We start from the raw sequence: 14,394 nt of genomic DNA, 5'->3' as shown, positions 1-14,394 counted from the left end.
GAAGGATGCGGCGCATGATTTTGCCCGAACGGGTTTTCGGCAGACCCGGAACGAAAACGATGTCGTCGCAGACCGCGATGTTACCGATCTCTTTCATGATGACTTTGTTGATCTCTTTGACCATTTCCATTTCTTCGCCGACGGTGTCTTCGCTTTTGAGAACGATGTAGGCGAAGATTCCCTCACCTTTGATCTCGTGCGGTTTGCCGACGACGGCGACTTCGGCGACGTTAGGGTGTTTTTTACACGCCGCTTCGACTTCGGCGGTTCCCATACGGTGACCGGAAACGTTGATAACGTCATCAGTACGGCCGGTGATCGTGATGTATCCGTCTTCGTCGTAGTTCGCGCCGTCTCCTGTGAAGTAGACCGGAACACCGTCTTTTTTGACGTCGCCGAAATACGATTTGACGAAACGCTCAGGGTCTCCCCAGATGTTGCGGATCATTGAAGGCCATGCGCGGGTAATACACATGTAGCCACTCTCGCCCGCTCCCACTTTTTTGCCGGTTTCAGGGTCGATGATCTCGCCCATGATACCCGGAAGCGGGAACGTCGCGCACGCCGGTTTGATCGGAGTCGCACCCGGAAGCGGAGACACGACGTGTCCGCCCGTCTCGGTTTGCCAGTAGGTATCGACGATCGCGCATTTGCTTCCGCCGACTGCTTCGTAGTACCATTTCCATGCCGGAGGGTCGATCGGCTCACCGACGGTTCCGAGGACTTTCAAGCTGCTGAGATCGTATTTGGCAGGCTCTTCCGCACCCGTTTTGTGCAATACGCGGATGGCGGTCGGAGCGGTGTAGAATTGGTTGATTTTGTACTCTTCGACCATTTTCCACGGACGTCCCGCATCGGGATAGGTCGGAACACCTTCGAACATAACCGTCGTCGCACCCATCGCAAGAGGGCCGTAGACGATGTAGGTGTGTCCGGTGATCCATCCGATATCGGCCGTACACCAGTAGGTGTCGTTTTCTTTGACGTCGAATACCCATTCCATGGTCATTTGCGCCCAAAGGATATATCCCGCAGTATTGTGCTGAACCCCTTTTGGTTTGCCGGTTGAGCCGGACGTATAGAGGAGGAACATCGGGTCTTCCGAATCCATCGGCTCGGATTCGCACACCGGAGATTGGCTTTTGATCAACTCGTTGTACGAATAATCGCGTCCCGCAACCCAGTTGACATCTTCGCCGTTACGCTCTACGACACACACCGCTTTAACGCATTCGCAGCCGTGGCTGAGCGCATCGTCTACTACCGGTTTGAGCATGTACGGTTTGTCTTTACGGTACGCGCCGTCTGCGGTGATGACGAGTTTTGCTTCGGCATCGATGATACGGTCGCGCAATGCTTCGGCAGAGAACCCACCGAATACGATCGAGTGGATCGCACCGATACGGGTACACGCGAGCATTGCGTACGCCGCTTCGAGGATCATCGGCATATAGATAACGACGCGGTCGCCTTTTTTAATCCCGAACTCATTTTTGAGGAGGTTCGCCATGCGGTTGACGTTGTAGTAAAGCTCCAGATACGTAACGACTTGTTTATCTCCGCGGTCGCCTTCAAAGATAATCGCCGCTTTGTTTTTGCGGCTGTTCAGGTGACGGTCGATACATTGGTGAGCAACGTTTAGTTTACCTCCTTCGAACCATTTGACGAAAGGCATATTGCTCTCATCGAGGACTTTAGTGTACGGTTGGAACCAGTCGATTTTTTCGTTCGCAAAGTGTCCCCAGAACCCTTCATAATCTTCTTGTGCCCACGTTTGCAAATCATGGTATTCGCACATATTTTTAATGCGCGCGTTTTTGGCAAACTCTCGGTTCGGTTGAAAAATCGGTTTTACGATATCGCTCATAGCAAATGCTCCTTTGTTTAGTTTAATTTAGTAATGTGTTGTAATTTTATGTAGACCATTGCGGTCATAATCGCGTCGTTCAACGCATTGTGCTGACCCATCTTCGGGATGTTTAAATCACGTAAGATTGTATCAAAGCGTAAATCAATATTTCCTTGCGGAATGAGGGCAATTTTCTTGTCGAAATAAAGCCCTGAAACTTCGGTTTGCGGGTTAGGCAACGTAACGCCGATCCACGGCTTGATCATGCGGTTCATCATGGAGACGTCGAACTCCAGATAGTAGCCCACCAGCGGGCGGTTCCCAATAAATTCTAAAAACTTTTTCACCCCCTCTAACGGCTCGACCGCGTGTTCCAGATCACACGGCCGGATATGATGGATTTTAATACTCTCGGCACTGATTTCGCGCGACGGTTTCAAAAACACCTCGAAGCTCTCCGAAGTGAGGATTTTGTCCCCCTTCACTTTCACCGCCCCGATGCTCAGGACGGCGTCTTTTTTCGGATTCAGTCCCGTTGTTTCGGTATCGAAAACAACGATCTCGTCCCCTTCATACGGTTCAAACAAAGATGCGTAACTCTCGTCTTTCAACCCTTTCAGGTTCCAGTTTCGTTTGAACGATTCAAACATTACACAACCATCCCCAGATGGAAGTGATAGGTCAGAAACTTTTTAAACGTGTTAACGATCTTGAACGCGTCTTTGAGCAGATCGCGGTCTGCTTTGCTGAGCAGTTTGGGATTGACGTAATTTTGTTCTTTCAATACCTGTTTTTGCGACAACATCGTGCGCAGGCGGATGCTCAGCAACGTGTCATACGCCTCGATGAGTTCGCTCGCAAACCGTTTGTCGAACAATCCGATATTGTTGAGTTCTTTGATCCTCTCCGTCGTATTCGTCGTCTCGATCTTATGCTCAAGAGCGAGTATGCGCACACCGTGGACGATCGCAAAGACGCCCCCTTTTTTGATGTCAAGTTCGCTTTCGTGCTCTGCACGTCCGAGCACAAAACCTGAAAACAGGCTCAAAGGAGTTTCAAACGCCAGTGAGGCTTTGGCCAAATGGGCCAAAATGTCGCTGCGTCCTTCGAAGCGTTCGAACAGATACGACTTGCACTCATCGAGCAATGCGGAATCACCCGCCACGCAATGGGCATCGAGGAAAATCGAAAGCGACTGGAGCGTCTCTTCATCAAGCGTATCCATCCATCCCGATATCTGTTTTTTGTATCCGGTAACGGTGCGCCGCCAGTAGGGGTTGCTCACCATGATATCGCCGCTGCATTTGGGAAATCCGAGGCGAAGCAGGTTTTCGTTCAATTCTATCATGTACGGGGCGAATACCGCTTCGTCTTCTCCGTCGGCGATGATGAGAGCGTTGTCCTGATCGGTGCGAAGTACCTGCTCGTTGCGCCCTTCGCTTCCCATCACGATCAATGCGCAGCGGCGTTGCAAATTTTCGGGAAGGACCATTTCAAAGACTTTGCGGTACACCTTGGCGTTCAGCTCGCTGACGAGTTTGGAAACATACCGTACGCGCACCCCTTTGGAGGTGAGAGAGCGAACAACCTGCATAAGCGAGCGTTCGATGTTCACGAGCTCGTCAATGGATGTTGCACGATCGATTGACGCCGCGATCAAATGGGTGTGGTTGGCAAAATGGCTCAACAGATCCAGCTGCTCCAAAATTCCGACGATCTTGTCCCCTTCGGTCACGACAAGCCGTTTGATCCCGTGTTTGGTGAACAGCAGCAGCGCGTTGAACAAAAAATCGCTCCGCTCGATCGTGATCAGTCCGTACGATGCAATCTCTCCGATCAGATCGGAAACGTTTTTATCGGCCAAAAGAACTTTTTCGCGAAGATTGGTGTCGGTAACGATTCCCATCTCCCCGTCGTTGCGTACCAAAATCACTTTGGCGTTCGTCTGCGCCATCGTACGAAGCGACTCAAGGATCGAACTGTCGGCATTGACGATACACGGTGCATGAAGGTAAATTTCATCGACGCGAGCCACCATAAAAGGGGTCAGTTCGTTTTGGTGCTGACGCTCTTTGAGACGTTGGTGCTTGGTAATGAAATCCTGCATAAAATAATTTTGGAACGTTTCGGCGTCTTGAAGAAGGTTGAGAAAAGATTCTTTGGGGAGTTCGTAACAGATCAGGTCTTCGGCGACAATAAAAGTGCTTTGGGTGTTGCCGTATATGAGGGAGTTTGCGTCAAAACTGTCGCGTTCGCCGTAGACGTTTTGGAGTTCACCGTCGATGGTTTCGTTGACAATGCCTTTGATGATTATGTAAAGCGATTCGGCCCTCACCCTCGGAGCGACCAATACCGTCTCCTTGGGATAATAGGCAATATCCATCTGGGTCATCAGCTTTTCGATCATTCGCTCGGTAAGCAGATCAAACGGATGGATCGACATTAAAAGTGCTTTTTGGTCAAAGAGACTCAAACTAAGCTCCTGAAAAATAAGTAAGCACTGCCCCGGAAGGGGCAGGTTTGAAGATTAGTGCTCAACAGCACCCTCTGCTCCGATACCGGTTTGGCAGCGGATATTTTGCGCTTCGAACGCTTCGATCTCTTTGCGAGAATTTTCGCTCTTATCCGTGATCGAGAAGAACCAGATTCCGACGAATGCCGCCGTTACCGAGAACAATGCCGGATATTTGTACGGGAAGATCGCTTCCGCGTTACCCAATACGTCAACCCATACGGTCGGCCCGAGGATCACCAAAACCGCTGCCGTCAACAGACCTAACGATCCGCCGAACAAAGCACCGCGAGTCGTGAGTTTCGACCAGAACATGGAAAGGAACAGAATCGGGAAGTTAGCACTTGCCGCAATCGCAAACGCCAATCCGACCATGAACGCAATGTTTTGGCTTTCAAACGCGATACCGAGGAAAATCGCCACGATACCCAGAACAACGGTAGAGATTTTAGAAACTTTCATTTCCATCAACCCGTCCGCACGTCCTGCACGAATAACCGAAGCATAAAGGTCATGCGAAATCGCAGACGCCCCTGCCAATGTCAGACCTGATACGACCGCAAGGATCGTAGCGAACGCTACCGCAGAGATGAATCCGAGGAAGAAATCGCCGCCCACTGCGTGTGAAAGGTGAATTGCCGCCATGTTGTCGCCGCCAAGGATCGGAGCGCCGCCGTCAATCGCCTGTTTAGCCACATCAAGATACTGTGGGTTTTGGAATACCATAACGATCGCACCGAAACCGATGATGAACGTAAGGATATAGAAATACCCAATGAACCCTGTCGCATAGAAAACCGATTTGCGTGCTTCTTTCGCGTCACTGACGGTGAAAAAGCGCATAAGGATATGCGGAAGACCCGCCGTACCGAACATAAGCGCAATACCGAGCGAGATCGCCGAAATAGGATCGCTTACCAGTCCGCCCGGAGCCATGATTGTCGAATCTTTCATTTCAACCGCGGTCGCAAACAACGTTTCGAAATTGAAATTGTAGTGGGCCATAACGGCAATCGCCATAAACGTCGCACCTGAAAGAAGCAAGAACGCCTTGATGATCTGAACCCATGTCGTTGCGAGCATTCCCCCGAACGTTACGTACAGGATCATCAATACACCGACGAGAATAACTGCTACTTCATAATCAAGACCGAAAAGAAGCTGGATCAATTTACCCGCACCGACCATTTGAGCGATCAGATACAAAATAACCGTTGCGATCGAACCGAAAGCCGCCAATGTACGGATAGGCGTTTGCTGCAAACGGTACGATGCAACGTCCGCAAACGTATATTTACCGAGGTTACGAAGCTGTTCAGCGATCATAAACAAAATGATCGGCCAACCGACAAGGAACCCGATAGAATAGATCAGACCGTCATACCCTTTGGCATAAACGAGTGCCGAAATCCCCAAAAACGATGCGGCAGACATATAGTCACCCGCAATCGCCATACCGTTTTGAAAACCGGTGATACCGCCGCCGGCGGTATAGAAATCTTTTGCCGTTTTCGTCCGTTTAGCCGCCCAGTAAGTGATCCCGAGGGTTGCACCGACAAAGATCAGGAACATAATAATCGCCGACATGTTCAGCGCTTGTTTTTCCACTTCTCCGCTCAGGGCTTCGCCGGCAAAGGCAACCCCGGCGGCAAGGAGAGTCAATAATAGCGTTTTCATCATTCTCCCTTCGCTTTGGCTTTGATTTTTGCAGTCAAGTCATCGAACTCCGTGTTGGCGCGTCTGACATATATACCCGTCAAAACAAACGCACTGATAATGACGCCGACCCCGATGGGGATCCCGATCGTCGTTACCGAGTTTGCAAAAAGCGGAGTCCCCAAAAATTCAGGATCGAACGCGATAACCAATACAAACCCGAAATAGATGACCAGCATCACAATCGTCAGAATCCACGCGAAGCGGCTTCGCTCGCTTATCAAGCGAATATAATCAGGATCATTTTTGATCACATTAACAAGTTCTTGTTTCATAATTCAACCTCCTTTAAAAGTTGTAGTTGGCGATAACGCGGTACTCATCCCAGCTTGTATCGCCTGCATTAGCTTCTTTGAAATCGCGCGGGAAGTTTCCGCGAAGACGCAACTGCAGGTTTTTGACCGCTTGCGGATTGTAAATAATGTCAAATCCGGATTCCGTAGACTTGTCAGAAGCCGTTGCATCCGAATAGCCGTTCAGCGGATCCATATCGAACTCGACATAGTAAACTCCCGTATTCAGGTTGATTCCCGCGTCTTTCCAGTCGTACGAAGCGGCGACTTTCCATGCATCGGTTCCCGCCATGAACTGGTGACGCGTTACCATACCCTGAGTATATGCCGGCATTCCGCCCCACGGAGAGATTGTTCCACCATTTGCGGCATACGTAGTATCTTGTTTACTGTTATGCGAAACGGCACCGGAAATGTCGAAATTCGCGAATTTAACACCCAATTTTGCACCGACGAAATCGCTTTCAACTTTTCCGGCATAATCGTTTCCGACATTGTCTTCACGAATATACTGAACTGCCGCGTACGGTGCGATACCGCTCGCATACGACCAACCGTAGTTTGCTTCGGCGTAAACAGCGTTAAGGATATCGTGCGCATAGTAATCCCACAACTGGAGTTTAAGCCCTTTGATACCGCTGTACGTTACTGCCGCAACGCTAACGCCGTCGCTTTCGCGTCCGATTGCCCATTCGCCCATGTCGACGAATTCACCCTGATATTTAGCCGTATTGCCGGCAACCAACGTGTATCCCGAAGTCACTCCGAGAACTCCGCCGTTGTAAGCGTTGGCAAACGTGCCGGGAGCAAATTTAGTCACATGCGCAGCAATCAGCGTCGTGTCCTGAATATCGGTATTGCTCAGGACATACGCCTCAAACAGGCTCGGAAGGCTCCGTGCGTCATCGCTGCCGGCGAGAGGCGTATCGAGTTTCTGGCGTCCGCCTTTGAACGTCGTATTGCCGTTTTTGTACTGCAGATACGCTTCACCTAGGATCGAATAGCTATCGCCACCCGCTTTAAACAGCGTTGGGTCGAACGTATCGTTTTCAATTCCGCGGAATACGCGGTTTGCGGTGTAAAATGCCGCTCCCGCGCTGATTCCTTCGAAACTTCCCGTCTCGTATTTCAGATGTCCGCCGAGTGACAAACCGTTACGGTGTGTCGAAACTGCGCCCGTGTAATCACGGTCGATGTAGAAAGCACGCAGCTGCCCGCTGACTTTCCCTTCTTTAAACATACCCGCCAAATCATCGGCAGCCATAGCATTGACGACCAGCGCCGACGCCAAAAGCGACAGAGATACTTTACCTCTCATTCTCACTCCTTCTATTTTTTCACACTGTCATTATGAAAACAAAACGTAGCGTGAACGTAGCAAAAGCAAAATTAGAAATAATAACGGTGCAAAATGGAATTAAAAAAGATAATGTGAGTAAAAATGTAACGACTATGTGCGGGGAATATCGATCATGTAACCTAACGAGCGGATGTTTTGGATGAAATCTTCTTTGAGCGACTTTTTCAAACGGCTCACTTCGGCCCGAATCGTTGCGTTGTCCACGTACTCTTCATCCCATATGTACGCTCGGAACTGGTCAAAATCGACGACGCGGCCGCGATTTCGAGCCAAAAGGTCGACAATCTGCAGCTGCCGTTTCGTCAACGATTGTGTTACGTTTTCACACATCAACGTCGATGTCGCCGCATCGTAGCTGTAGCTTTTGGAGAGACGTAAATGACTTTGGGGAATCGCATAGCTTTGCATCACTTTATCGATGCGGAGCGAAAGCTCTTTTAGATGAAACGGTTTTTTCAGATAATCGTAGCATCCCAGATCATACGCTCGGCTGATCCCCTCGATATCGACGAGCGCACTGATGTAGATGGCGGGGGTACGGATTTTGAGCATATGCAGCTGTTCAAGCAGCTCCAGCCCGTCTATACCGGGGACATTGATATCCAGTACCAGCAGATCAAACGCCTCCGTTCTTAGCCTTTCTAATGCTTCCGAGCCGTCATCATTCAGGGTCACGCGGTGTCCCAAAGAAGTTAAATACTCGCTGATCGCTTCGCTGAGCATCGCTTCGTCTTCAAGCAGGAGAATTTTCAAACAAAACCTCTTTCTCAAAACGGTATTCAAAGCGGGTCATATCATTATCAAAACTGATCTTGATCTCCACTCCGTCTTCCTCGCAGATTGATTTCACCAGACTGAGCCCCAGTCCGAACCCGTCACTTTTTTTGCGTTCGCGATAGTATGCTTCGAAAATCTTTTGAGCATCATGAATCTTTTGCGACCGACTCTCGACCCAAAACCGGCACGCACCCGTATCGCACGTCACCCCGACGTGGATCGGCTCGCCGCTTTTGCTGTAACGGATCGCGTTGGTGATATTATTGTCGATCACCCGTTGCAATTTCGTTTCGTTAAACTGAACCCATGACGCAAGTTCGGGTCGTCTGTAATCAAACGAATGATTCGAGAAATGAGCCACCTCATCGAAAAACTCCAACCGTTTTTCGACGTATTCGCCCAGATCGATCGGTTTTTTCGGGTACTCGATCTGATCTTTTTTCACCAGATAGCTTAAATCGTCGTAAATGCTGAAAATGTTTTTCACCGCCGCTTCGATTTTCGCCAGATAGCGGTTGCGCCCCTCATTCATGCTGAAAAGTTCGATATTGGCCATAATGACCGAAAGAGGCGTATGCGTTTCGTGAACCGCATAGCGGATAAACTGTTTATGCGATTCGAGGAGTTCGCGCGAAAACCTCTGCTCGGTTTCCAAGGCTTCGTTTTTGAGCTGCAATGCGGCGGTTTTCTTCTTCACCCGTTCTTCCAGGCCGGCATTGAGCATCCGGAGAGACTCTTTTTGTTCCTGTATCGTCGATGCCATCTCGTTGGCGTATCCCGCCATCCGTTTGAACTCATTGAAATAAAGTTCATCGGACGAAATCGGTTTCACCGTCTTATGGGCCGCTTCAAAAAAGCTCATAAACCGTTCCATGTCGCGGGCAATCATGCTGTTGACGATTTTGGAAATCCCGAAAATGAAGCTGAAAAGGATCAACGCCAACGTCGAGATCTCGACGATGATTTTGATCAGCCTTCCTTTCAGCGCATGCGGATCGCCGCGCACCCCGAACAGCGTCGTGTCGGAAGCCAAGGCAAACTGGCGGTATTCGTCATAGATAAGCAAGGAAGCGAAAATGACGGTAAAAAGGAGAATAAAAACAATAGTGTAGAAATGGAGCTCACGAAGTGACAAATGAGCCAATCGACGCTGCAACCAGGATTCCACGTATTCGTTCTCCAAATAAATTTGGGTCATTATAACCGATTCCGCTTCGTTGGTTAAGATTCTTCGACTATAATTGCAAAAAATTCCCTCGAAGGATCAGGATAATGTTCGGACGCAAAGAACTCAAAAATTACAACGCTACACCGGAAGAACTTGCAAGCTATGCATGGGCAAAAATGACGACCGGCAAAGGCGTCATCTGGCTCAAACTCTACAACGACGAAACTCCGAATACCGTGGCCAACTTCGCCGCACTCGTAAACGACGGGTTTTACAACGGCCTTAATTTTCACCGTGTCATTCCGGGATTCATGGCGCAGGGCGGATGCCCGCACGGTACCGGTACCGGCGGCCCGGGCTGGGCGATTCCGTGTGAAACGGCGCTCAATAAACACCGTCACGTCAAAGGTGCCCTCTCTATGGCGCACGCCGGCCCCAACACCGGAGGAAGCCAGTTCTTCATCTGCTTCGTAAGCTGCCCTCACCTTGACGGTGTTCACACCGTATTCGGCGGAATCGAAGCCGATGACGCGGCGTCAATGGCGGTGCTCGACAGCATTCAAATGCGCGACACCATCGAAAGCGTCGAAATCTTGGCTTCTCGCGACTAATCTATGTTAGTTCATATCTGCTGCAGCGTTGATTCGCACTTCTTTATCGAGAAGCTGCAGCAGGAATTCCCCGATGAAAAACTCGTCGGGTTCTTCTATGATCCCAATATCCATCCCTACAGCGAATACCGTCTGCGCCTCCTCGATGTCGAGCGCAGCTGCAAACGACTGGGGATTGAGCTTATCGAAGGGCCTTACGATTATGAAAACTGGCTGGACGCCGTCCGCGGTCTGGAATATGAGCCTGAAAAAGGAGCGCGCTGCGAAATGTGCTTCGACCGCCGCTTCGAAGTGAGCGCACACAAAGCCCTCGAACTGGGTGAATCGACGATGACCACCACCCTCCTTGTAAGTCCCAAAAAATCCCAGGAGCAGCTGATCCGAAGCGGCGAAGCATTTGAAGCATCTCACGGCGTCCGATTCGTCGCGTTTGATTACCGCAAAAACAACGGCACCGCCGATCAGGGCAGAGTCAGCAAAGAACAGCAGCTTTATCGTCAGGACTACTGCGGCTGTCTCTTCGGCCTTACTATGCAGCGCGATCAGCAGCACCGGCTGATGGATGAAATGTTCTCTCCCATCTCCCGCCAAATTCTTCCCGCATCGATCGAAGAGCGTTTGGCAATGTATGAGTATCGGATGCAGCTCGAAGATCAAGCCATCCCCTACCGCATCCTCAAGGAGCGGTTTTTAAACTACCGCCTCATTCGTTCATCGCTCAAAGCAGGCGATAGCGTTGTCCCCTCCTATCCCCTCTTTTATTCGACAATCAGCCGTTCTTCAACAGAGGGGAAAATCGATTTTGAGATTAACGGACAGTTTTTTCTCAACCGCGAAGAAGTGCGCTTTATTACGCTGGATACATTCAATTCTCTCACCTCGTCCGCATACAAGAATACGAACGAATTAATATTTAGCGCACCGTCCGTTGAAACCGAAATCGCTCTTCGTACCTCCCTTACGCAAAACCCCTATAGCACCTCGGCAATTATCGTCGTCGATCAGATTCCGACCGCTAAAATCCATCTCTTGCTAGAGACGAAAACGTATGACGACACCAAAGAACGGCTCATAATCAATAATTAACCATTTTTGCGATAAACTAGGACGATTTTTTTACCCAAGGTGTTAAACAGAATGATAGATGTCGTCCAAATCCAAAAAATTTTACCTCACCGTTTTCCATTTCTTCTTGTCGACCGTGTAACCGACCTCACTCCGAATGAATCACTTATCGGTTTCAAAAACGTTACCATCGGCGAACAAATTTTCGAAGGACACTTTCCGGGACACCCGATCTATCCGGGCGTTATGATCCTGGAAGGGATGGCACAGGCCGGCGGCATTTTGGCGTTCCAGAGCATGGACATGACCGAAGAGGAAGCCGCCCACAAAGTGGTTTATTTCATGAGTATCGACGGCGCAAAATTCCGTGCTCCCGTCCGTCCGGGTGACCGCCTTGAGTACCGAATGAGCGTTGTCAAGCACAAAGGTTCAATCTGGGTACTGGAAGGAAAAGCGTATGTCGACGATACCCTCGTTTCCGAAGCCGAACTCAAAGCCATGATCGTAGACAAGTAGGCCTTATGAGCTTGATTTCTCCACACGCCATTATCGAAGACGGGGCGCAGATCGGACCGGATGTCGAGATCGGAGCTTTTTGCTTCGTCTCGGGCAAAGCCAAGATCGGTAAAGGGACCAAGATCGCACAAGGCGCGTGCATCTATGGCAATACGACGATCGGCGAATACAACGATATTTTTTCCCATGCGGTTCTGGGGTCCATCCCCCAAGACCTGAAATACGCCGGCGAAGAGGTCGAACTGATCATCGGCGATTACAACAAAATCCGCGAATTCACCCTCTTTAATCCCGGCACTGCCGGAGGCGGAGGCAAAACCGTCGTCGGAAACCATAATCTGTTTATGGGATACGTTCATCTGGGGCACGACGTTATCATCGGCGATCACTGCATCCTCGCGAATGCCGCAACGTTGGCGGGGCATGTCGAGATGGGAAATTACGCCGTTATCGGCGGTATGACTCCGGTGCATCAGTTCGTCAAAATCGGCGATTTCGCAATGATCGCGGGAGCGTCGGCATTGTCTCAGGACGTGCCTCCGTATTGTTTGGCGGAGGGGAACCGTGCGGTTTTGCGCGGCCTCAACCTCAACGGCCTACGCCGCCACATCGAACGTGAGCACATCGATGCGCTCCGCAGCGCATACCGTGAGCTGTTCGAATCGGGCAAACCACTGCAGGAAGTTGCTTCGGCTTTGCTGGAAACGGCCGAAAGCGATTATGTCAAAACGATGTGCACCTTTATCATCAACACCAAGCGCGGTATCCCGTTTGAAAGGAAAGATTCATGATTCATCGCCATTGCAGCTTCTGTGAAGCACCTGAAAGCGATCATAATCCGCTGATTGCCGGAAACAACGTCTACATTTGCAAAAATTGCGTTTTTTCGGCTTACAAAATCATGTTCGGCGATCACGACGAACAAGGCAACGAGAAAGTTGAGTACATCAATACCGAATTATTGACCCCCAAAGAGCTGAACGCTTTTTTGGGTCAGTACATCATCGGTCAGGAACGCGCCCGCAAGCTTCTCTCCGTCGCCGTGTACAACCATTACAAACGCATCTTCAAACATACTTCGATCGAGGACGAAACAGAGATCGCCAAATCCAACGTCCTGCTGATCGGACCGACCGGAAGCGGCAAAACGCTGATGGCACAGACCATTGCTCGGGTGCTCAACGTCCCCATTGCGATTGCCGATGCCACCAGCCTCACCGAAGCGGGATACGTCGGCGAAGATGTCGAAAACATCCTTACCAAATTGCTGCAAGCCGCCGACGGTGACGTCGAGCGGGCACAGCAGGGGATCGTTTTCATCGACGAGATCGACAAAATCTCCCGCATGAGCGAAAACCGCTCGATCACCCGCGATGTCTCAGGAGAAGGAGTACAGCAGGCGCTTCTGAAAATCATCGAAGGCGCCGTCGTCAATATTCCTCCCAAAGGGGGACGCAAACATCCGAATCAGGACTTCATCCAGATCGATACCTCCGGTATCCTTTTCATCTGCGGCGGTGCATTTGACGGTCTGGGCCAGATACTGGAACGTAAAAAAGGGAATAATGTCATGGGATTCGGGCATGAAAAGCGCTCGACTGCCGACATCGATGACAGCTTCGAGAACGTCGAGCCTGACGATCTGGTAAGCTACGGGCTGATTCCCGAGCTTATCGGGCGACTTCCCATTATCGCGTCGTTGAATAAAATCAGCGAAGACGAAATGGTCCGTATTCTGACCGAGCCGAAGAATTCGCTGGTCAAACAATACACGAAATTGTTTGCCATCGATAACGTCGAACTCAGCTTCGACAAAGAAGCACTGAGTGCCATTGCGGCCAAAGCGCTCGCCCGTAAAACGGGAGCACGGGGCCTTCGCGCCATCATGGAAGAGATCATGGGTGATACGATGTATGAACTTCCCGAATACAGCGGATACGAAGTGCTCATTACCAAAGAAGTCGTTGAAACACGGACTCAACCTGTTTACATCAAAAAATCGAACCAAAAAAGCGCATAGGACAGAGAATGCTATTTAACAAACTTATCGGAATGTTTTCGAATGACCTCTCCATCGACTTGGGGACGGCGAATACCCTTGTAATTTCCAAAGGAAGAGGTATCATCATCAATGAGCCCTCAGTCGTTGCGGTAAAAACCGAAAAATACGGTCAGCAAAAAGTATTGGCCGTCGGCCGCGAAGCCAAAGAGATGGTCGGGAAAACTCCCGGCAACATCAAAGCAATCCGTCCGATGAAAGACGGCGTCATCGCCGATTTTGATATGACCGAAAAAATGATCCGTAAATTTATCGAAAAAGCGCATGGCCGCAGCAGTCTCATCAGCCCTCGCATCATCATTTGTGTCCCGTACGGCCTCACACAGGTTGAACGTAAAGCGGTACGTGAATCGGCGATGAGCGCCGGCGCGCGCGAAGTGTACCTGATTGATGAGCCGATGGCGGCCGCTATCGGTGCGGGCATCGATATCCGCGAGCCGAAGGGGAACATTGTCGTCGATATCGGAG

General features: G+C 50.3%; 14 protein-coding genes. 6 read left to right on the top strand and 8 right to left on the bottom strand.

Going from position 1 to position 14,394, the window contains the following annotated elements; genetic code table 11:
- The 8 genes from acs to JU82_RS05570 all read right to left on the bottom strand — a co-directional run.
- Positions 1-1,867, bottom strand: a 1,867-nt coding sequence (acs, locus tag JU82_RS05605) for an acetate--CoA ligase (RefSeq protein ID WP_037947740.1), incomplete at its 3' end; no start/stop codon positions are given.
- A gap of 17 nt (positions 1,868-1,884) precedes the next feature.
- Positions 1,885-2,499: a 3'-5' exonuclease gene (locus JU82_RS05600; RefSeq protein WP_037947737.1), complete on the bottom strand. Its 615-nt coding sequence runs from the start codon at positions 2,497-2,499 to the stop codon at positions 1,885-1,887.
- The gene (locus tag JU82_RS05595; RefSeq protein WP_037947734.1) at positions 2,499-4,322 is read right to left on the bottom strand and encodes a putative nucleotidyltransferase substrate binding domain-containing protein; all 1,824 of its coding nucleotides are present in this window, start codon (positions 4,320-4,322) and stop codon (positions 2,499-2,501) included. Before JU82_RS05595 ends, JU82_RS05600 begins: the two co-directional genes overlap by 1 nt.
- Positions 4,323-4,376: 54 nt before the next feature.
- A complete protein-coding gene (locus tag JU82_RS05590) occupies positions 4,377-6,038 on the bottom strand; it encodes a cation acetate symporter (RefSeq protein ID WP_294892271.1) in 1,662 nt (553 codons plus the stop codon).
- Positions 6,038-6,352: a DUF485 domain-containing protein gene (locus tag JU82_RS05585; RefSeq protein WP_037947731.1), complete on the bottom strand. Its 315-nt coding sequence runs from the start codon at positions 6,350-6,352 to the stop codon at positions 6,038-6,040. The genes JU82_RS05590 and JU82_RS05585 overlap by 1 nt, the downstream gene beginning before the upstream one ends.
- Positions 6,353-6,365: 13 nt before the next feature.
- A complete protein-coding gene (locus JU82_RS05580; RefSeq protein WP_037947728.1) occupies positions 6,366-7,688 on the bottom strand; it encodes an OprD family outer membrane porin in 1,323 nt (440 codons plus the stop codon).
- Between the two features lie 132 nt (positions 7,689-7,820).
- The gene (locus JU82_RS05575; protein ID WP_037947725.1) at positions 7,821-8,483 is read right to left on the bottom strand and encodes a response regulator transcription factor; all 663 of its coding nucleotides are present in this window, start codon (positions 8,481-8,483) and stop codon (positions 7,821-7,823) included.
- Positions 8,464-9,705 carry an ATP-binding protein gene (locus tag JU82_RS05570; protein ID WP_294892266.1) on the bottom strand — a complete coding sequence of 414 codons (1,242 nt, stop codon included), beginning with the start codon at positions 9,703-9,705 and terminating at the stop codon, positions 8,464-8,466. The genes JU82_RS05575 and JU82_RS05570 overlap by 20 nt, the downstream gene beginning before the upstream one ends.
- A gap of 74 nt (positions 9,706-9,779) precedes the next feature.
- On the opposite strand from JU82_RS05570, the gene JU82_RS05565 reads away from it, so the two are divergent.
- The 6 genes from JU82_RS05565 to JU82_RS05540 form a co-directional block, all read left to right on the top strand.
- Complete coding sequence (locus tag JU82_RS05565; protein ID WP_037947722.1) at positions 9,780-10,286, top strand: peptidylprolyl isomerase; 507 nt, start codon at positions 9,780-9,782, stop codon at positions 10,284-10,286.
- Between the two features lie 3 nt (positions 10,287-10,289).
- Entirely contained in the window at positions 10,290-11,372 is a 1,083-nt protein-coding gene (locus JU82_RS05560) for an epoxyqueuosine reductase QueH (protein WP_037947712.1), read from the top strand.
- Between the two features lie 51 nt (positions 11,373-11,423).
- Positions 11,424-11,867 (top strand): 3-hydroxyacyl-ACP dehydratase FabZ, encoded by a 444-nt coding sequence (fabZ, locus tag JU82_RS05555; protein ID WP_037947709.1) that lies wholly within the window; start codon positions 11,424-11,426, stop codon positions 11,865-11,867.
- A gap of 5 nt (positions 11,868-11,872) precedes the next feature.
- Complete coding sequence (gene lpxA, locus JU82_RS05550) at positions 11,873-12,658, top strand: acyl-ACP--UDP-N-acetylglucosamine O-acyltransferase (protein WP_037947705.1); 786 nt, start codon at positions 11,873-11,875, stop codon at positions 12,656-12,658.
- A complete protein-coding gene (gene clpX / locus JU82_RS05545; RefSeq protein ID WP_037947702.1) occupies positions 12,655-13,887 on the top strand; it encodes an ATP-dependent Clp protease ATP-binding subunit ClpX in 1,233 nt (410 codons plus the stop codon). The genes lpxA and clpX overlap by 4 nt, the downstream gene beginning before the upstream one ends.
- 8 nt (positions 13,888-13,895) lie before the next feature.
- A partial coding sequence (locus tag JU82_RS05540) for a rod shape-determining protein (RefSeq protein WP_037947699.1) occupies positions 13,896-14,394 on the top strand: 499 nt, incomplete at its 3' end.

It is taken from the genome of Sulfuricurvum sp. MLSB, from assembly GCF_000747095.1.
Classification (GTDB): Bacteria; Campylobacterota; Campylobacteria; order Campylobacterales; family Sulfurimonadaceae; genus Sulfuricurvum.
The sequence above is the reverse complement of the archived record's forward strand: the minus strand, read 5'-3'. Positions and strand labels throughout refer to the sequence as shown.